Origin of the sequence: Phenylobacterium sp. (genome assembly GCF_013911965.1) — a bacterium.
In the GTDB taxonomy this organism is placed as follows: domain Bacteria; phylum Pseudomonadota; class Alphaproteobacteria; order Caulobacterales; family Caulobacteraceae; genus Phenylobacterium.
The window spans coordinates 24297-41909 of the sequence record NZ_JACESE010000014.1 but is presented as its reverse complement, the minus strand read 5'-3'; the positions used below and the strand labels follow the sequence as shown (position 1 = coordinate 41909).

Below are 17613 nucleotides of genomic sequence, written 5' to 3'. Positions count from 1 at the left end.
GCCATGAAAGCCGGCCTCGACGTAAGCCTGCCCTTCCACCCGTTGCGCATCGCCGTGCTGACGGTCTCCGACACGCGCGACGAGAGCACGGATTCCTCCGGCGCCCTCCTGATCGACCGGCTCACCCAGGCCGGTCACGAGCTGGTCGGCCGCGCGATCGTGCGCGACGAGGTGGCCGACATCCAAGCCCAGGTGCGCGCCTGGGTCGACGATCCCCTGGCCGACGTCATCCTGACGACGGGCGGGACGGGCTTCTCCCCGCGCGACGTCACGCCTGAGGCGGTCCGGCCGCTGCTGCGCCGGGAGATGGATGGCTTCGCCGTCGTCTTCCATCAGGCGAGCTACGGCACGGTGGGCGTTTCGACCCTGCAGTCACGGGCGCTGGCCGGACAGATCGGGGAGACCTTCATATTCTGCGTTCCCGGCTCCACCGGCGCCTGCCGCGACGCCTGGGATCTGGTGCTTTCCAAGGAGCTCGACAGCCGCTTCCGGCCCTGCTCGCTGGTCGGCCAGGTGCCTCGCTATCGCGGCGTCTGCGCATGATCGGTTTCGACGAGGCCTGTCGGCGGCTCGAAGACCTCGCCGGTCCGCTGCCATCGGAGGCGGTCGACCTGGACGAGGCCGACGGCCGCGTCCTGGCCGAGGATGTCGTCGCCCGCCGCGACAGCCCCGAGCATCCCGTCTCGGCCATGGACGGCTACGCCGTCGCCGAGGCTGAGCTGGCGGCCGGACGACGGGCGTGGCGCGTGGAGGCGACGGTGTTCGCCGGCGACGGCGCAAGCCCGTCCCTGCCGCCGGACGCCTGCGCCCGCATCTTCACCGGCGCGCCGCTGCCGGCCGGCCTGGACCGGGTCGTGCCTCAGGAAGCGGTCGAGCGCGCCGCCGATCGCATCATGGTCGAGGCGTCCCGGCTTTCGGGGCGGCACGTCCGCGCGAGGGGATCGGATTTCCGGACCGGGCAGCGCCTCCTGCCCCGCGGGCGAACCCTCGATCCGGGCGCCTTGCTGCTGGCCGCGGCCGCCGACCGCCCCACGCTCGCCGTCGTGCGCCAGCCGCGCGTGGCGATCATCGCATCGGGAGACGAACTCGTCCCTCCGGGCCAGGCGCTCGAACGCCTTGGCCGCGTGCCCGACAGCGTCTCCTTCGGCGTCGCCAGCCTGGCGCGCCGCTGGGGTGCGGGCGAGGTTCGGCGTCGCCATGCCCAGGACGATCTCGACACGTTGAAGCGCGCCGTCGCCGAGGCCCAGGACGGGGCCGACCTCATCGTCATGACCGGCGGCGCATCGGTGGGCGAGCGGGACTTCGCGCGCGCCGCCTTCGATCGCCTCGAGCTCATCGTGGACAAGGTGGCGATGAAGCCCGGAAAGCCCGTCTGGGTCGGCCGCGCGGCCGGAACCCTGGTCGTCGGGCTGCCCGGCAATCCGACCGCCGCCATGGTGACGGCGCGCCTCTTCCTCGCGCCGATCCTGGCCATGCTGACGGGGCGGCCCGCCGCTGCGGCCTGGGCCTGGCGCGACGCGCCGGCGGCCGGAGCCTTCCCGCCTGCAGGCGAGCGAGAGCTGTTTGTTCGCGCGCGCGCCACAGACCTCGGCGCCGCGGCCTGCGGCAGCCAGGACTCCAGCGCCCAGGCGGTGATGGCCGAATGGAACCTGCTGGTCCGCCGCGCCGCGGGCGCGCCGGCGGCGGCCTCCGGCGACCGGCTCCGCGTCCTTCCGCTCTAAGCGCCCCCGGCCGTGGGGCGCAGGCGCGCCGCCGCATAGGGGGTGTCGATCATCCAGACCATCTCCAGAAGCCAAGCCGCGAGCCCCCGCCGGGGGGAACGCCGGCGGCGCCGGACCGCTGGGGGCGCGTCCTCGTCGGCGGACGCCGGCCGGCGGGCGAATTCCCGCTCCACGATCCGCATCTCGGAAAGCATGACCACGACCTCCTCTTTGAGGGGCCATCGTGCGCCCGACCGGCGCCGGACGCCTTGAAGGCGACGTGGGCGAGGCTTGATCTGGATCAGTCGGCGGGAGGCAGGATTTGGCCAAGCTGCGACCGCGAGTCGGCCCTGTCGCACGCCGCATGGAATCGACCAGCGTCGAGGGCCCACTCAGGAGGCAGTCTCATGGCGTTCGACAATCCCCTCGCCCAGGAAATCTGGTCCAGCAAGTACCGTTTCGCGCCGTCCACCGGCGCGAACGCCGACGACTCGATCGAGGCCACCTGGCGACGCGTGGCCAACGCCCTGGCCCAGGCCGAAGCCCCCGACCTGCGCAAGGCGACGGCCGAGCGCTTTCGGACCGCCATGGAGGACTACCGCTTCATCCCGGCCGGCCGGATCCTGGCCGGCGCCGGATCGGGGCGCGCCGTGACGCTCTTCAACTGCTTCGTCATGGGCAAGATTCCCGACAGCCTCGAGGCCATCTTCGGCCAGGTCCGCGAAGCGGCCATCACCATGCAGCAGGGCGGCGGGGTCGGCATGGACTTCTCGTCCGTTCGGCCCTCGGGCGCGCCGGTCCGGGGCGTCGCCGCCGACGCCTCCGGGCCGCTGAGCTTCATGGACGTGTGGGACGCCATGTGCCGCACCATCATGTCGGCCGGCCAGCGCCGAGGCGCCATGATGGGCTGTCTGCGCGTGGATCACCCGGACATCGAGGCCTTCATCGACGCCAAGCGCGATCCCGGCCGGCTGCGGAACTTCAACCTGTCGGTTCTCGTCACCGACGCCTTCATGCAGGCCCTGGACGCCGGCGAAGACTGGCCGCTGACCTTCGAAGGGGTGACCTATCGCACCGTGCCGGCCAAGGATCTCTGGCGGCGGCTCATGCAGGCGACCTATGACGCCGCCGAGCCCGGCGTCATCTTTATCGACCGGGTGAACGCGCAGAACAATCTGGCCTATTGCGAGACCATCCTGGCCAGCAATCCCTGCGGCGAACAGATGCTGCCGCCCTACGGCGCCTGCCTGCTCGGATCGATCAACCTGGCCCGTCTCATCGCAGAGCCGTTTTCGCCCGGGGCCCGGCTCGACACGGGCCAGCTCAGCGAGCTCACCTATACCGCCGTGCGGATGCTCGACAACGTCATCGACATCTCGCGCTTTCCCCTGGAGGCGCAGGAGACCGAGGCCAAGGCCAAGCGGCGGATCGGGCTGGGGGTCACCGGGCTTGCGGATGCGCTCGTCTTCTGCGGCGTTCCCTACGGCTCCGAACAGGCCGTGGCGCTGACGCAGGAATGGCTCGGCCTCATCAAGCGGGAGGCCTACCGCGCCTCCGCCGACCTGGCCGCCGAGAAGGGCCCCTTCCCGCTCTACGACGCGGCCATCCTCGACCGGCCGAATCTGCTCGGTCTGGACGAGGAAACCCGCACCCACATCGCCCGTCATGGCCTGCGCAACGGCTGCCTGACCTCCATCGCCCCGACCGGCACGACGTCGCTCCTGGCCGGGAACGTCTCCTCCGGCATCGAGCCGGTGTTCGCCTACGCCTATACGCGAAAGGTGCGCCAGCCCGACGGAACGACGCGCGAGGAAGCCGTGGAGGACTACGCCCTGGCCGTCTGGAAGCGGACGCACGGCGACGCCCCGCCGCCGGCCGACATCTTCGTGAGCGCCCAGACGCTCACCCCGGCCGACCACCTGCGCATGCAGGCCGCCGCCCAGGCCGAGATCGACTCCTCGATCTCCAAGACGGTCAACTGTCCGGAGGACATCGCCTTCGACGACTTCGGCGACGTCTATCTCGAAGGGTACCGGCTGGGCTGCAAGGGCCTGACGACCTACCGGCCCAATGCGGTGACGGGCTCGGTGCTGTCGGTGGCGCCGGCGACGTCCGAAGCGGCCCCCGAACCGCGGGCGGAGCCGGACCTGCCCGAGCGACCGCGGGCGCTCGAGGGCGCCACCTACAAGCTCCGCTGGCCCGAGAGCGCGCACGCCGTCTATGTCACGATCAACGACGTCGTCGAACCGGAGGGCCGGCGTCCCTTCGAGATCTTCATCAACTCCAAGAACATGGAGCACTACGCCTGGACGCTGGGGCTGACGCGCATGATCTCGGCCGTCTTCCGGCGCGGAGGCGACGTCTCCTTCGTGGTGGAAGAGCTGAAGGCGGTGTTCGACCCGCGAGGCGGCGGCTGGATGGACGGCCGCTACGTGCCCTCCCTGCTGGCCGCGATCGGCGGGGTGATCGAGCAGCACCTCGCCCTGCGCCAGGGCGCGCTGACGCCATCGGTTGCGGCGGCGGCGCCTGCGGTCGCGGCCTCGCCCCGCCAAGCTGCGCGCGGGCACGCATGTCCCCGCTGCGGCGGGTTCGAACTGGTGAAGCGCGAAGGCTGCGAGACCTGCGTGGACTGCGGCTACTCCAAATGCGGCTAGCCGCGGCGGCGGCTTGATAGCTGTTAAGGCGGCTCGCGCAGATGCGGCGCAGTCTCAGGAGATGAGCACCGCATCCCGCCGCCGCGCCTATGCCGGCCCGGCGATCTTCAGCTTCGGCTTTCGCCCCTTCTTCCTTCTCGGCGCCGCCTGGGCGGCGATCAGCGCGCCCCTCTGGGTGTGGAGCTTCGTGAGCGGCCAGGGCCTGCTGACCCGGGAGTGGCACATCCACGAGATGATCTTCGGCGCGCTCGCCGCCATCGTGGCCGGGTTCCTGACCACCGCGGTGCCGAACTGGACCGGACGTATGCCGGTGATCGGCGCGCCGTTGGCCGGACTGGTCGGCCTCTGGCTCGCCGGGCGGATCGCGATGCTCCTGCCGGGGCTCGCGCCGGGGGTCGCCGCCGTCGTGGACAGCGCCTTCCTGCTGGTGTTCGCCGCCATCATCTGGCGGGAGGTGGCGGCGGGCCGCAACTGGCGCAACCTGCCCGTCTGCCTGCTGCTCACGCTCATGGCTGCGGGCAACCTGCTCTTCCACCTGCGTCCGTCCGGCTGGGACTTCGACATGGCCTGGCGGACGGGCCTGGCGGCCGTCGCGATGCTGATCGCCCTCATCGGCGGCCGGATCACGCCGAGCTTCACCAACAACTGGCTGAAGGCGCAGGGCCGAACGCCCTCCGCCCGGCCGGAGTCCCGGTTCGACCACCTCATCCTGCTCGGGAGCGCCGCTTCCCTCGCCGCCTGGATCGCCGCGCCCAGCGCGGCGGCGACGGGCCTTGGCCTGGGTCTGGCGGGCCTTGCGAACCTGGTCCGCCTGGTGCGGTGGCGGGGATGGCGCGCAGCCGCCGAGCCGCTCGTCTGGATCCTGCACCTGGGCTATTTCTGGCTCGCCTTGTCGCTGATGCTGATGGGCCTCAGCGCCGTACTGCCCGAAGCGCCGACCACCCTGGGCGTGCACGCCCTGACCGTCGGGGCGGTGGGCGTCATGACGCTGGCCGTCATGACCCGGGCCAGCCGCGGCCACACCGGCCGCGACCTCAGCGCCGACCGCAGCGTCCAGGCCATCTACCTGCTGGCGAACCTCGCCGCCGTCCTTAGACTCGCCGCGGCGGCGGCCGGCTATCATCCGGAACTGCTCGCCGCCTCGGTCGCCGCGTGGTCGGGCGCCTTCGGCCTGTTCGTCGTCACCCACAGCCCGATGCTGACGCGGCCGCGTCCGATCGCCGCGCGCCGCGCTTGATGGCTGTCAATCGCCCCGGAGCCGGGCCCGCCTAGGCTCCGGTCCATTCGGCGGCGTATTCGCCCGCCGCAACGCTCCGAGCGCGCCGTCCTACCGCTTCGGCCAAGGACGCCGCGCCGCGCCGTCGCCAACGGCAAGGGTGGGGCTGGAAACAGCCTCGCCTCCCGTGTTTGGAAAGGGGCTCCACGTGGAAACCTTCGCCGACGGCTTCGGCCGCCGCTTCCGCTACCTGCGCGTCTCGGTGACCGAGGTGTGTAACTTCCGCTGCGTCTACTGCCTGCCCAACGGCTATCAGAAGTCGGGACCACGCAGCTTCATGACGCCGCTGGAGATCGAGCGGCTGGGCCGGGTGTTCAGCGCGCGCGGCGTGCGCAAGTTCCGGCTGACGGGCGGAGAGCCGACGGTCCGCCGCGACCTCGCCGAGATCATTGGACGGCTGAGCGACCTGTCGAACGTGGACAAGGTCGCCCTGACCACCAACGGCTGGAACCTGGCCCGTAACATCGCGACCTGGGCCGACGCCGGCCTCACGCACCTCAATGTCAGCGTCGACAGCCTGGAGCCGGCCGTGTTCGCCAAGATCACGGGCCATGACCGTCTCGCCGCCGTCCTCGAGGGCGTGGACCGCGCCCTGACCCTCGGCCTGGCGGGCGTCAAGCTGAACGCCGTGCTGCAGCGCGACTCGGTGGGGACGGGGTTCGACCGCTTCGCCGAGTACGTCCGGGAGCGACCCGTGGCCGTCCGCTTCATCGAGCTCATGCGCACCGGCGACAACGCCGGCTTCTTCCAGGACCAGCACGTGCCCGGCGAGCGCCTCGTCACCTGGCTGACCGCCCGGGGCTGGACGCCGAAGGCCCGGGCCGGCGACGACGGCCCGGCCATCGAATACGTCCACCCCGACCACCGGGGACGGCTCGGCCTCATCGCCCCCTATGCGCCCGGCTTCTGCGACGGCTGCAACCGGCTGCGGGTCACCGCTGCGGGCAAGCTTCGCCTGTGCCTGTTCGGCCAGGACGGGGTGGATCTGCGCGACCTCCTGCAGAATGGGGATTCGGCCGCCCTGGAAGCGCGCATCGAGTCGGCGCTCGCCCTGAAGCCCCGCGGTCACCGCCTGGCCGAGGACCGCTTCGGCGACACCCGCAATCTGGCGCAGCTGGGGGGTTAGGAACAACCCTCAAGCGGCCGCTTGAAAAACATCAAGCGACCCTCAGAAGTATTTCCGGCTGCGGCCTGAAGATATTATCTTGCTTTCGAGTATATCCGCGACAATTCGGCCCAATTGCAGTTGTCCACGCATTGAATTGACGACGGTCAATCAGAACAACTGAAGGAACGTCCTATCCCTGCGACACCGAGATTTGGCTCGGTCTTGAGAGGGGGACGATCGGTGAGCGCACCGACAGCCAATCAACCGGGCGCCCAGACGGCGCTGTGGATGAGCACCTTGGCCTTCACCGCCTGCTTTGCGGTCTGGACGATCTTCTCGATCATCGGCGTGCAGATCCGGCAGGAGCTCGGCCTGTCCGGGGCGGAGTTCGGCCTCCTGATCGGCACGCCCATCCTCACCGGATCCCTCATTCGCCTGATCCTGGGGATCTGGGCCGAGCAGTACGGCGGCCGGATCGTGAACTTGGCCGTCATGCTCTCCGCCGCGGCGGCGACCTATCTCCTCTCCTTCGCCCACACCTATCCGCAGTTCCTGGTGGCGGCGCTGGGCGTGGGCGTCGCCGGCGGGGCGTTCTCCGTCGGGGTCACCTATGTGGCCAAGTTCTTCCCCAAGGAGCGCCAGGGCACGGCGCTGGGCATCTTCGGGGCCGGCAATGTCGGCGCGGCGGTGACCAAGTTCGCCGCCCCCTTTGTCATGGTCGCGATGGGCTGGGAGGCCGTCGCCCAGATCTGGGCCGCCGCCCTGGCCGGCATCGCCATCCTGACCTTCCTCGTCACGCGCGACGACCCGGAGCGGGTCGCGCGCAGGGCCTCTGGCGAGAAGCCGGTCCGCGCCGCCGCTCAGCTGACGCCGCTGCGCAAGCTGCAGGTCTGGCGCTTCGCCCTCTACTACTTCTTCGTCTTCGGCGCGTTCGTCGCGCTGGCTCTGTGGCTGCCCAGCTATCTGGTCGGGGTCTACGGCCTCGACATCAAGACGGCCGGCATGCTGGCGGCGGCCTATTCGATCCCCGGATCGCTCTTCCGCATCTTCGGCGGCTGGCTCTCGGACAAGATCGGCGCCCGGCGGGTGATGTACATCACCTTCGGCCTGAGCGTGATCTGCACCTTCCTGCTGTCCTATCCGGCCACCCACTACGTGATCGAGGGCGTCCGCGGCCCGATCAGCTTCAGCTTCGCCACCGGGCTTGCGCCCTTCGTCGCCCTGACCTTCGTGCTGGGCTTCGCCATGAGCCTCGGCAAGGCCGCGGTCTACAAGCACATCCCCGTCTACTATCCCGCCCATGTGGGCGCCGTCGGCGGGCTGGTCGGCATGGTCGGCGGCCTGGGCGGCTTCATCCTGCCGATCGTCTTCGGCCTGCTGAACGACCTCACCGGAATCTGGACGAGCTGCTTCATGCTGCTCTTCGTCCTCGTCGCCAGCGCGCTCGCCTGGATGCACTTCGCCATCCGCCGGATGGAGCAGAAGGCGGCCCCGCAGCTGCGCGACCTGCCGGGTCTGCCCGAGATGGCCGGCCTCGTCGCCCACCCCTCTTCACCGCCAGCCGCCGGCCAGAGCGCCGCGCGCGCCGGCCGCTGACTCTCGAAAGGGCAGAACAGCCATGTCCTCCGCCAACCCTTCCAGCCACGTCCTGACCGACTGGCGCCCCGAAGACCCTGACTTCTGGAAGGCGACCGGCCGGCCGATCGCCAGCCGGAACCTCTGGATCAGCATCCCGAACCTGCTGCTCGCCTTCGCCATCTGGATGGTGTGGTCGATGGTGGTCGCCAAGCTGAAGCTGATCGGCTTCGACTTCACCACCGACCAGCTCTTCTGGCTCACGGCCCTGCCGGCCCTTTCGGGGGCGACGCTGCGGATCTTCTACAGCTTCCTGGTCCCGATCCTCGGGGGCCGCCTGTGGACGACGGTCTCCACCCTCTCTCTGCTCGTCCCGGCCATCGGCATCGGCCTGGCCGTCCAGCAGCCGGAGACGCCTTACTGGGTGTTCGTCGCCCTGGCGCTCGCCTGCGGCCTCGGCGGCGGCAACTTCGCCTCGTCCATGGCCAACATCTCGTTCTTCTATCCGAAGGCCGAGAAGGGCAATGCGCTGGCCCTCAACGCCGGCTTCGGCAATCTCGGCGTCAGCGTCATGCAGTTCCTCGTGCCGCTGGTCATCGCGGCCGGCGCCTTCGCGCCCGTCGTCGGCGCGCCGCAGGTGGCGATCGCCGAGGGCGTGCGGAGCGAACTCTGGCTTCAGAACGCGGGCTTCGTCTGGGTCCCGTTCATCCTCGCCGCCGCCAGCCTCGCCTGGGTCGGCATGAACGACATCGCCTCGGCCAAGGCCTCGTTCTCCAGCCAGGCGGTCGTGTTCAAGCGCAAGCACAACTGGATCATGTGCTACCTCTATCTGGGGACGTTCGGCTCGTTCATCGGCTTCTCGGCCGCCTTCCCGCTGCTCTCGAGCACCCTGTTCCCCGACAGCAATGCGCTGCAGTACGCCTTCCTGGGCCCGCTCGTGGGCGCGGGCTCGCGCGCCCTCACCGGCTGGGTGTCCGACAAGTTCGGCGGCGAGCATGTGACGCACTGGGTCTTCCTGGCCATGGCCGCCGGGGTCGCCGCGGTGCTGCACAGCATCGGCGCCTGGGGCGCCGAGCCCTCCTTCGCGATCTTCTTCGCCAGCTTCATGTGGCTGTTCGCCTGGACCGGGATCGGCAACGCCTCCACCATCCAGATGATCCCGGCGATCATGCGCAGCGACATGCCGCGCCTGATGCCGCAGGCCGACGCCGCCAGCCGGCTGAAGGCCTCGGAGATGGAGTCGGCGGCGATCGTCGGCTTCTCCTCGGCGATCGGCGCCTATGGCGGCTTCGTCATCCCCAAGCTCTTCGGGGAATCGCTGAAGGCGACCGGCGGGCCTGAGACCGCCCTCCTGATCTTCTTCGCCTTCTACCTCAGCTGCGTCGCGGTGAACTGGGTCTTCTACGGCCGCAAGAACTCGCTGCTGCACGCCCAGCAACCTGTCATCCTGGGAGCCGCCCAATGAGCCATACGCTCGACCGCCTGGCGTTCTTCACGCGCAAAACCGAGCTGTTTTCCGACGGCCACGGCGTGATGAACGACGACGACCGCAGCTGGGAGGAGGCCTACCGGTCCCGCTGGCGCCACGACAAGATCGTGCGCTCCACCCACGGCGTGAACTGCACGGGCTCCTGCTCCTGGAAGATCTACGTCAAGGGCGGGATCGTCACCTGGGAGACCCAGCAGACCGACTATCCGCGCACCCGTCCGGAGCTGCCGAACCATGAGCCCCGCGGCTGCGCCCGCGGCGCCAGCTACAGCTGGTACCTCTACTCGGCCAATCGCGTGAAGTATCCGCTGGTCCGTTCCCGCCTGCTCAAGCTCTATCGGGCCGCGCGGGCGACCCAGACGCCGGTGGCGGCCTGGGCCTCCATCCAGAACGACGCGGCCAAGCGGGCCGAGTACACCTCCATGCGCGGCTCGGGCGGCTTCGTCCGCGCCACCTGGGACGAGGTCACGGAAATCATCGCCGCGGCCAACGCCTATACGGTCAAGACCTGGGGGCCCGACCGGGTGTTCGGCTTCTCGCCCATCCCGGCCATGTCGATGATCTCCTACGCCGCCGGGGCCCGCTACCTGCAGCTCCTCGGCGGGGTCTGCGGTTCGTTCTACGACTGGTACTGCGACCTGCCGCCGGCCTCGCCCCAGACCTGGGGCGAGCAGACCGACGTGGCCGAGAGCGCCGACTGGTACAATTCCGGCTTCCTGATGCTGTGGGGCTCCAACGTCCCGCAGACGCGCACGCCCGACGCCCACTTCTACACCGAGGCCCGCTATCGCGGCGCCAAGTCGGTCGTCATCTGCCCCGACTATTCGGAAGCCTCGAAGTTCGGCGACCTGTGGCTGGCGGTGAAACAGGGCACCGACGCCGCCCTCGCCATGGCCTTCGGCCACGTGATCCTCAAGGAGTACCACGTCGACCGCCAGGTCCCCTATTTCCGGGACTATGTGCGCAAGTATTCGGACCTGCCGCTGCTGGTGCGCCTGGTGGAACAGGACGGCCAGCTCGTGCCGGACCGCCTGCTGCGCGCGTCCGACTTCGCCGACCAGATGGGCGAAACGAACAATCCCGAATGGAAGACGGTGGGCCTGGACGAGATCTCGGGCCAGATCGTCACCCCCACCGGCTCGCTCGGCTTCCGCTGGGGCGAGGACGGCAAGTGGAACCTGGAAGAGAAGGACTCCCGGGGCCAGGAGATCCGCCTGCGGATCGGGCTGAAGGGCGCCCATGACGACGTCGCCGGCGTCGCCTTCCCCTATTTCGCCAACAAGGCCTCGAACGGCTTCGCCTCCACCGACCACCCCGATGTGCTGGTGCGCAACGTGCCGGTGAAGCGGCTGGCCCTGGCCGAGGGCGAGGCCCTGGTGACCTCGGTCTATGACCTCTTCCTGGCCAATTACGGCGTCGATCAGGGCTTCGGCGGCGATCACATGCCGCGCGACTACGACGACGCCGAGCCCTACTCGCCGGCCTGGGCCGAGGCGATCACCACCGTCCCGCGCGACCAGATCATCGCCGTCGCCCGCGGCTTCGCCACCAACGCCGAGAAGACCGGCGGCAAGTCGATGGTGATCATCGGCGCGGCGATGAACCACTGGTACCACATGGACATGAACTACCGCGGCGTCATCAACATGCTGGTGATGTGCGGTTGCGTCGGCCAGTCCGGCGGCGGCTGGTCGCACTATGTGGGCCAGGAGAAGCTGCGTCCGCAGAGCGGCTGGGCGCCGGTCGCCTTCGCCCTCGACTGGATCCGGCCGCCCCGGCAGCAGAACTCGACGTCGTTCTTCTACGCCCACACCGACCAGTGGCGTTACGAGACGGTGACGGCCGGGGAGATCCTCTCGCCCACGGCGCCGGCCGGTCCCTGGGACGCCTCGCTGATCGATTTCAACGCCCGGGCCGAACGCATGGGCTGGCTGCCCTCGGCGCCGGCGCTGAAGACCAATCCGCTGGAGGTGGCGCGCGCCGCGGCGGCCGAAGGGATCGATCCCAAGGCCTACGCGGTTCGCGAGCTCAAGTCGCGGAACCTGCAGATGTCCTGCATGGATCCGGACGATCCGGCCAACTGGCCGCGCAACATGTTCGTCTGGCGCTCCAACCTGCTCGGCTCGTCGGGCAAGGGCCACGAATACTTCCTCAAGCACCTGCTCGGCGCCGCCCATGGCGTGCAGGGCAAGGATCTGGGCGAGGAAGGCCGCCAGAAGCCGGCGGACGTCGCCTGGCATGACACGGCGCCGGAAGGAAAGCTCGACCTGCTGGTCACGCTCGACTTCCGCATGTCGACCACGGCCGTCTACTCCGACATCGTCCTGCCGACGGCCACCTGGTACGAGAAGAACGACCTCAACACCTCGGACATGCACCCCTTCATCCACCCGCTGAGCGCAGCGGTGGACCCGGCCTGGGAGTCGAAGTCCGACTGGGAGATCTTCAAGGCCATCGCCAAGCGGTTCTCGCAGGTGGCGCCCGAGGTGCTCGGCGTGGAGCAGGACGTCGTCCTGACGCCCATCCAGCACGACAGCCCCGGCGAACTGGCCCAGGCCTTCGGCGTCAAGGACTGGTACCTGGGCGAGTGCGAGCCGGTCCCCGGCAAGACCATGCCGCAGATCGCCGTGGTCACCCGCGACTATCCGGCGCTCTACGAGCAGTTCACCTCCATCGGGCCGCTGATGACCAAGGTCGGCAACGGCGGCAAGGGCCTGGCCTGGAACACCGAGCACGAGATCAAGCTGCTCGGCGACCTGAACGGGCGCGTCAACAGCGGGCCCAACGAGGGCCTGCCGCGCATCGTCAGCGACATCGACGCCTGCGAGGCGGTCCTGATGATGGCCCCCGAAACCAATGGCGAGGTCGCGGTGAAGGCCTGGGCCGCCCTGGGCAAGCAGACCGGACGGGAGCACACCCACCTCGCCCGGCCCAAGGAAGAGGAGAAGATCCGGTTCCGCGACATCGTCGCCCAGCCGCGCAAGATCATCTCCTCGCCGATCTGGTCGGGCCTGGAGAGCGAGCACGTCTGCTACAACGCCGGCTACACCAATGTGCATGAGCTGATCCCCTGGCGGACCCTCACCGGGCGCCAGCAGCTCTACCAGGACCATCTGTGGATGCGGGCCTTCGGCGAGGCGCTCTGCGTCTACCGTCCGCCGGTCGACCTGAAGACCACGCACGTGAAGGGCGCCAAGCCCAACGGCAACACCGAGATCGTGCTGAACTTCATCACCCCGCACCAGAAGTGGGGCATCCACTCCACCTACAGCGACAACCTGCTGATGCTGACGCTCAACCGCGGCGGCCCGGTGGTGTGGATCTCGGAGGTCGACGCCCAGCGCGCCGGCATCGTCGACAACGACTGGATCGAGGTCTTCAACGTCAACGGGGCGATCGCGGCCCGGGCGGTGGTGTCCCAGCGCATGCGTGAAGGCACGACCTTCATGTACCACGCGCAGGAAAAGATCGTGAACACGCCCGGATCGGAGATCACCGGCCGGCGTGGGGGCATACACAACTCGGTCACCCGCACGGTCCTCAAGCCCACCCACATGATCGGCGGCTACGCCCAGCTGGCCTACGGCTTCAACTACTACGGCACCGTGGGCGCAAACCGGGACGAATTCGTCGTCATCCGCAAGATGAACAAGGTCGACTGGCTCGACCAACCGGCTTCGGCCAAGGAGACCGTCTGATGAAGGTCCGCGCTCAAATCGGCATGGTGCTGAATCTCGACAAGTGCATCGGCTGCCATACCTGCTCGGTGACCTGCAAGAACGTCTGGACCAACCGAGAAGGCGTCGAATACGCCTGGTTCAACAATGTCGAGACCAAGCCCGGCGTCGGCTATCCCAAGGACTGGGAGAACCAGAAGCGGTGGAACGGCGGCTGGGTCCGTAAGGCGAACGGCAAGATCGAGCCGAAGATGGGCGCCAAGTGGCGCATCCTCGCCAAGATCTTCGCCAATCCCGACCTTCCGGAGATCGACGACTACTACGAGCCCTTCGACTTCGACTATGCGCACCTGCAGACGGCGCCGGAGATGAAGGCGTTCCCCACCGCCCGGCCGCGGTCGAAGATCACCGGCCAGCGGATGGAGAAGATCGAGTGGGGGCCGAACTGGGAGGAGATCCTGGGCGGCGAGTTCGCCAAGCGGTCGGCCGACTACAACTTCGAAGGCGTGGAGAAGGACATCTACGGCGCCTTCGAAAACACCTTCATGATGTACCTGCCGCGGCTGTGCGAACACTGCCTCAATCCGGCCTGCGTGGCGGCCTGCCCGTCCGGCGCCATCTACAAGCGCGACGAGGACGGCATCGTCCTGATCGATCAGGACAAGTGCCGCGGCTGGCGCATGTGCGTCTCGGCCTGCCCCTACAAGAAGATCTACTACAACTGGGAGTCCGGTAAGTCCGAGAAGTGCACCTTCTGCTTCCCGCGGATCGAGGTCGGCCAGCCGACCGTCTGCTCGGAGACCTGCGTCGGGCGCATCCGCTATCTCGGCGTCCTGCTCTATGACGCCGACCGGATCGAGGCGGCGGCGTCGACGCCCGACGAGAAGGACCTCTACCAGGCCCAGCTGGACGTCTTCCTCGACCCCAACGACCCCTCGGTGATCGCCCAGGCGCGCGCCGACGGCGTCCCGGAGGCCTGGCTCGAGGCCGCGCGGCAGAGCCCGGTCTACAAGATGGCGATCGACTGGAAGGTCGCCTTCCCGCTGCACCCAGAATACCGGACCCTGCCCATGGTCTGGTACGTGCCGCCGCTCTCGCCGATCCAGTCGGCGGCCGCGGCCGGCGCCCTGGAGATGGACGGCGAAATGCCCGACGTCGCCTCGCTGCGCATCCCGGTCCGCTATCTCGCCAACCTGCTGACCGCCGGCGACGAGGCCCCGGTGACGCTCGCCCTGCAACGCATGCTCGCCATGCGCAGCTACATGCGGGCCAAGACCGTGGACGGGCGCATCGACCACGGCGTCGCGGCCAAGGTCGGGCTGGCCGCCGCCCAGGTCGAGGAGATGTACCGGTACATGGCGATCGCCAACTACGAGGACCGGTTCGTCATCCCCACCAACCACCGCGAGACCGCAGAGGACGCCTACGACATGCGCGGCTCCTGCGGCTTCACCTTCGGCAACGACTGTTCCGGCGGACGCACCGAGCTGGGCCTCTTCGGGCCCAACAAGCGCTCGCGCGCCAAGACGCCGATGGAGGCCTGATCCATGTCCCTGTCCTATCGCGCTCTGGCGCTCCTGCTGCGCTACCCCACCGACGAAACCCGGGCGGCGCTCGACGAGGCCGTGGCGGTTCTGCAGAAGGACGCCGCCCTGCCCCACCCGATCAAGCGGGCCCTGGCCCGGCTGGGCGAGGAGATCGGCGCCGGCGATCTCTATGAGGCGCAGGAGCGCTACGTCTGGCTGTTCGATCGCACCCGATCGCTCTCGCTGAACCTCTACGAGCACATCCATGGCGAGAGCCGCGACCGCGGCCAGGCCATGGTCGCCCTGCTGGAGCTCTACCGCAGCAAGGGCCTGGACCTGACGGCCAACGAGCTCCCCGACCACCTGCCGGTCTTCCTGGAGTTCCTGTCCACCCAGCCCCCGGCCGAAGCCGCCTCGCTGCTGGGCGAGGCCTCCCACGTGATCGCCGCCCTGGGCGAGCGGCTGCACAAGCGCGGCAGCGCCTATCGCGCGGCGTTCGGCGCCCTGCTGGCGCTGGCGGCCCATCCGGCCGACAGCGAGGCGCTGGCGGCCCTCCTTCAGGAGCCGGAGGACGACCCCGCCGACCTCGAAGCCATGGACAGGCTGTGGGCCGAGACCGCCGTGACCTTCGGACCCTCCGATGTGGGCTGCCCGAAGGCCGAGGCCCTCGTCCAGGCCATGCAAGCGCCGGCGCCCGCGCGCGCTCGGGCGTCCGCCTAAAGGAGGCGTGAGATGGATCTCAACCAAGTCGTCTTCGGGGTCTACCCGTACATCGCCCTGTCGGTCCTGGTCATCGGCTCGGTCCTGCGGTTCGACCGCGAGCCCTACACCTGGCGCACCGGCTCCTCGCAGCTCCTGCGCCGGCGGCAGCTGGTCACCGGCTCGATCCTCTTCCACCTCGGCGTACTGGCCATCTTCGGCGGCCATTTCGTGGGCCTGCTGACCCCGATCGCCGTCTTCGACGCGCTCGGGATCAGCCACAGCTTCAAGCAGATGCTGGCGATCGTCGCCGGCGGCGCAGCCGGCCTGGTCGCCATCCTCGGCGGTCTCATCCTGCTGCACCGCCGCGTGTTCGACCCGCGCATCCGGAACACTTCCAGCTTCGGCGACACCGCCATCCTGGCGATCCTGGTCATCCAGCTGGCGCTCGGCCTGGCGACCATCCCGATCTCCCTCGGCCACCGCGACGGGCACGAGATGGTCAAGTTCATGAACTGGGCGCAGGGCATCTTCGCCTTCCGCGCCGGGGCTGCGGACCACGTCGCCGACGTCCACTGGATCTTCAAGGCCCACCTCTTCCTCGGCCTGACCATCCTGCTGGTCTTCCCGTTCACCCGGCTCGTCCACATGCTGTCGGCGCCGATCTGGTACCTGAACCGGCGCGGCTGGCAGCTGGTGCGGACAAGGCGCCCGCTCCCGCGGCGCCCCGAGCCCGCCGCCCCCGTCTATGTCGCGCGCGCCGTGCGCCCGCACCTCGATCGCTGAGCCGGAGCCCCCTCATGCCCTCTCTCGTGATCGACGGCGTCGAGCTGCCCGAAGCGCTCATCGCCCAGGAAATCCAGAACCATCCCAGCGCCTCGGCGGCCGAGGCCCGGGCCGCCGCCGCCCACGCGCTCGCCATCCGGGCTCTGCTCATCCGACGCGGTCAGGACCTCGGCCTGACGCCGGAACCGGAGACCGACGCCCTGGGGCGGGAAGAAACCCCCGAAGAGGCCTTGGCCCGCGCGGTGCTGGAAACCGAGCTCTCGGTGGCCACGCCCAGCCAGGCGGAGTGCCTGCGCCTCTACGAGAGCCAGCGCGAGCGGTTCCGCACCCCGCCGCTCACCGAAGCCTCGCACATCCTGCTCGAGGCGGAGGCGGAGGCGGATGGCGACGCCGGCGCCCAGGCCCTGGCCGATGACCTGATCGCTCAGCTCCGCCAGGGCCTGGCGAGCTTCGCCGATCTCGCTCGCACCCACTCGGCCTGCCCGTCGGGCGCCAGCGCCGGCGGCTCCCTGGGCCAGCTTCGCCCCGGCGACCTGGTGGGCGAGGTCGAGAGCGCGCTGGCGGGCCTCCAGCCGGGCGAAGTGGCGGCCTCGCCCGTCCGCTCCCGCTTCGGCTGGCATGTGCTCCGCCTCGATCGCCGCATCGAGGGCCGGTTGCTGCCCTTCGAGCTGGTCGAGGACCGGATCCGCCTTCACCTGGAGAGCCGCGCCTGGACCGCTGCGGCGACCCGCTATGTCGCCGACCTGGCGGCCGCGGCCCGCACCGAGGGCGTGGCGGTCAGCCTCAGCGACGATGGCCGGGTCCGCGAGGGCTCGCTCACCCTCGGCCGGCTGCTCGAGCCGGGGCTGGCCGGCGAACGTCTGGAGTCCTGGCTGCAGGCGGTCGACCCGGCCTTCTTCGAGAAGGTGGCGGCGGCCGCAGAGGCCGCAGGCGTCCCGCTTGCAGACTACGTGCAGGCGACCACCGCCGACTTCCTGGCCGAGGCCACGGACGAGGACTGGACCAAGCTCATCTCCGCCGCCCAGGGCGCCGCCGACCCCGCGCTCGCCGCGTTGGCCGCCATTCTCCGCCTCAAGGTGGCGCCGCCCAAGCCGCGCTTCACCGTCATCCGAAGGGTCTGAAG

13 protein-coding genes and 1 riboswitch are annotated in these 17613 nt (G+C 69.5%); of the genes, 12 read left to right on the top strand and 1 reads right to left on the bottom strand.

Going from position 1 to position 17613, the window contains the following annotated elements; all coding sequences use genetic code 11:
- The first annotated feature begins 3 nt into the window (after nucleotides 1-3).
- Nucleotides 4-543, top strand: a complete 540-nt coding sequence (gene moaB / locus H2041_RS14350) for a molybdenum cofactor biosynthesis protein B (RefSeq protein ID WP_293413742.1) — start codon at nucleotides 4-6, stop codon at nucleotides 541-543.
- The gene (locus H2041_RS14345; protein WP_293413740.1) at nucleotides 540-1721 is read left to right on the top strand and encodes a molybdopterin molybdotransferase MoeA; all 1182 of its coding nucleotides are present in this window, start codon (nucleotides 540-542) and stop codon (nucleotides 1719-1721) included. Before moaB ends, H2041_RS14345 begins: the two co-directional genes overlap by 4 nt.
- On the opposite strand, the gene H2041_RS14340 is transcribed toward H2041_RS14345, so the two are convergent.
- Complete coding sequence (locus H2041_RS14340) at nucleotides 1718-1921, bottom strand: hypothetical protein (RefSeq protein WP_293413738.1); 204 nt, start codon at nucleotides 1919-1921, stop codon at nucleotides 1718-1720. The genes H2041_RS14345 and H2041_RS14340 overlap by 4 nt on opposite strands.
- 186 nt (nucleotides 1922-2107) lie before the next feature.
- On the opposite strand from H2041_RS14340, the gene H2041_RS14335 reads away from it, so the two are divergent.
- The 10 genes from H2041_RS14335 to H2041_RS14290 all read left to right on the top strand — a co-directional run bounded on the left by H2041_RS14335 (nucleotide 2108) and on the right by H2041_RS14290 (nucleotide 17611).
- Nucleotides 2108-4354: an adenosylcobalamin-dependent ribonucleoside-diphosphate reductase gene (locus tag H2041_RS14335; protein ID WP_293413736.1), complete on the top strand. Its 2247-nt coding sequence runs from the start codon at nucleotides 2108-2110 to the stop codon at nucleotides 4352-4354.
- Nucleotides 4355-4415: 61 nt separating this feature from the next.
- Nucleotides 4416-5591: an NnrS family protein gene (locus H2041_RS14330; RefSeq protein WP_293413734.1), complete on the top strand. Its 1176-nt coding sequence runs from the start codon at nucleotides 4416-4418 to the stop codon at nucleotides 5589-5591.
- 62 nt (nucleotides 5592-5653) lie between these two features.
- Nucleotides 5654-5788, top strand: a riboswitch (molybdenum cofactor riboswitch).
- Nucleotides 5779-6756: a GTP 3',8-cyclase MoaA gene (gene moaA, locus H2041_RS14325; protein WP_293413732.1), complete on the top strand. Its 978-nt coding sequence runs from the start codon at nucleotides 5779-5781 to the stop codon at nucleotides 6754-6756. It overlaps the preceding riboswitch by 10 nt.
- Before the next feature lie 270 nt (nucleotides 6757-7026).
- On the top strand, nucleotides 7027-8334 hold the full coding sequence (locus tag H2041_RS14320) for a nitrate/nitrite transporter (protein WP_293413730.1): 1308 nt from the start codon (nucleotides 7027-7029) through the stop codon (nucleotides 8332-8334).
- A gap of 22 nt (nucleotides 8335-8356) precedes the next feature.
- Nucleotides 8357-9778, top strand: a complete 1422-nt coding sequence (locus H2041_RS14315) for a NarK family nitrate/nitrite MFS transporter (RefSeq protein ID WP_293413728.1) — start codon at nucleotides 8357-8359, stop codon at nucleotides 9776-9778.
- Nucleotides 9775-13500 carry a nitrate reductase subunit alpha gene (locus H2041_RS14310; RefSeq protein ID WP_293413726.1) on the top strand — a complete coding sequence of 1242 codons (3726 nt, stop codon included), beginning with the start codon at nucleotides 9775-9777 and terminating at the stop codon, nucleotides 13498-13500. The genes H2041_RS14315 and H2041_RS14310 overlap by 4 nt, the downstream gene beginning before the upstream one ends.
- The gene (gene narH, locus H2041_RS14305; RefSeq protein ID WP_293413724.1) at nucleotides 13500-15023 is read left to right on the top strand and encodes a nitrate reductase subunit beta; all 1524 of its coding nucleotides are present in this window, start codon (nucleotides 13500-13502) and stop codon (nucleotides 15021-15023) included. Before H2041_RS14310 ends, narH begins: the two co-directional genes overlap by 1 nt.
- A 3-nt stretch (nucleotides 15024-15026) precedes the next feature.
- Nucleotides 15027-15725: a nitrate reductase molybdenum cofactor assembly chaperone gene (gene narJ, locus H2041_RS14300; RefSeq protein WP_293413722.1), complete on the top strand. Its 699-nt coding sequence runs from the start codon at nucleotides 15027-15029 to the stop codon at nucleotides 15723-15725.
- 12 nt (nucleotides 15726-15737) lie between these two features.
- Nucleotides 15738-16490, top strand: coding sequence for a respiratory nitrate reductase subunit gamma (gene narI, locus H2041_RS14295; RefSeq protein ID WP_293413720.1), 753 nt, complete (start codon nucleotides 15738-15740; stop codon nucleotides 16488-16490).
- 14 nt (nucleotides 16491-16504) lie between these two features.
- Nucleotides 16505-17611 carry a peptidylprolyl isomerase gene (locus H2041_RS14290; protein ID WP_293413718.1) on the top strand — a complete coding sequence of 369 codons (1107 nt, stop codon included), beginning with the start codon at nucleotides 16505-16507 and terminating at the stop codon, nucleotides 17609-17611.
- Nucleotides 17612-17613: the final 2 nt, after the last annotated feature.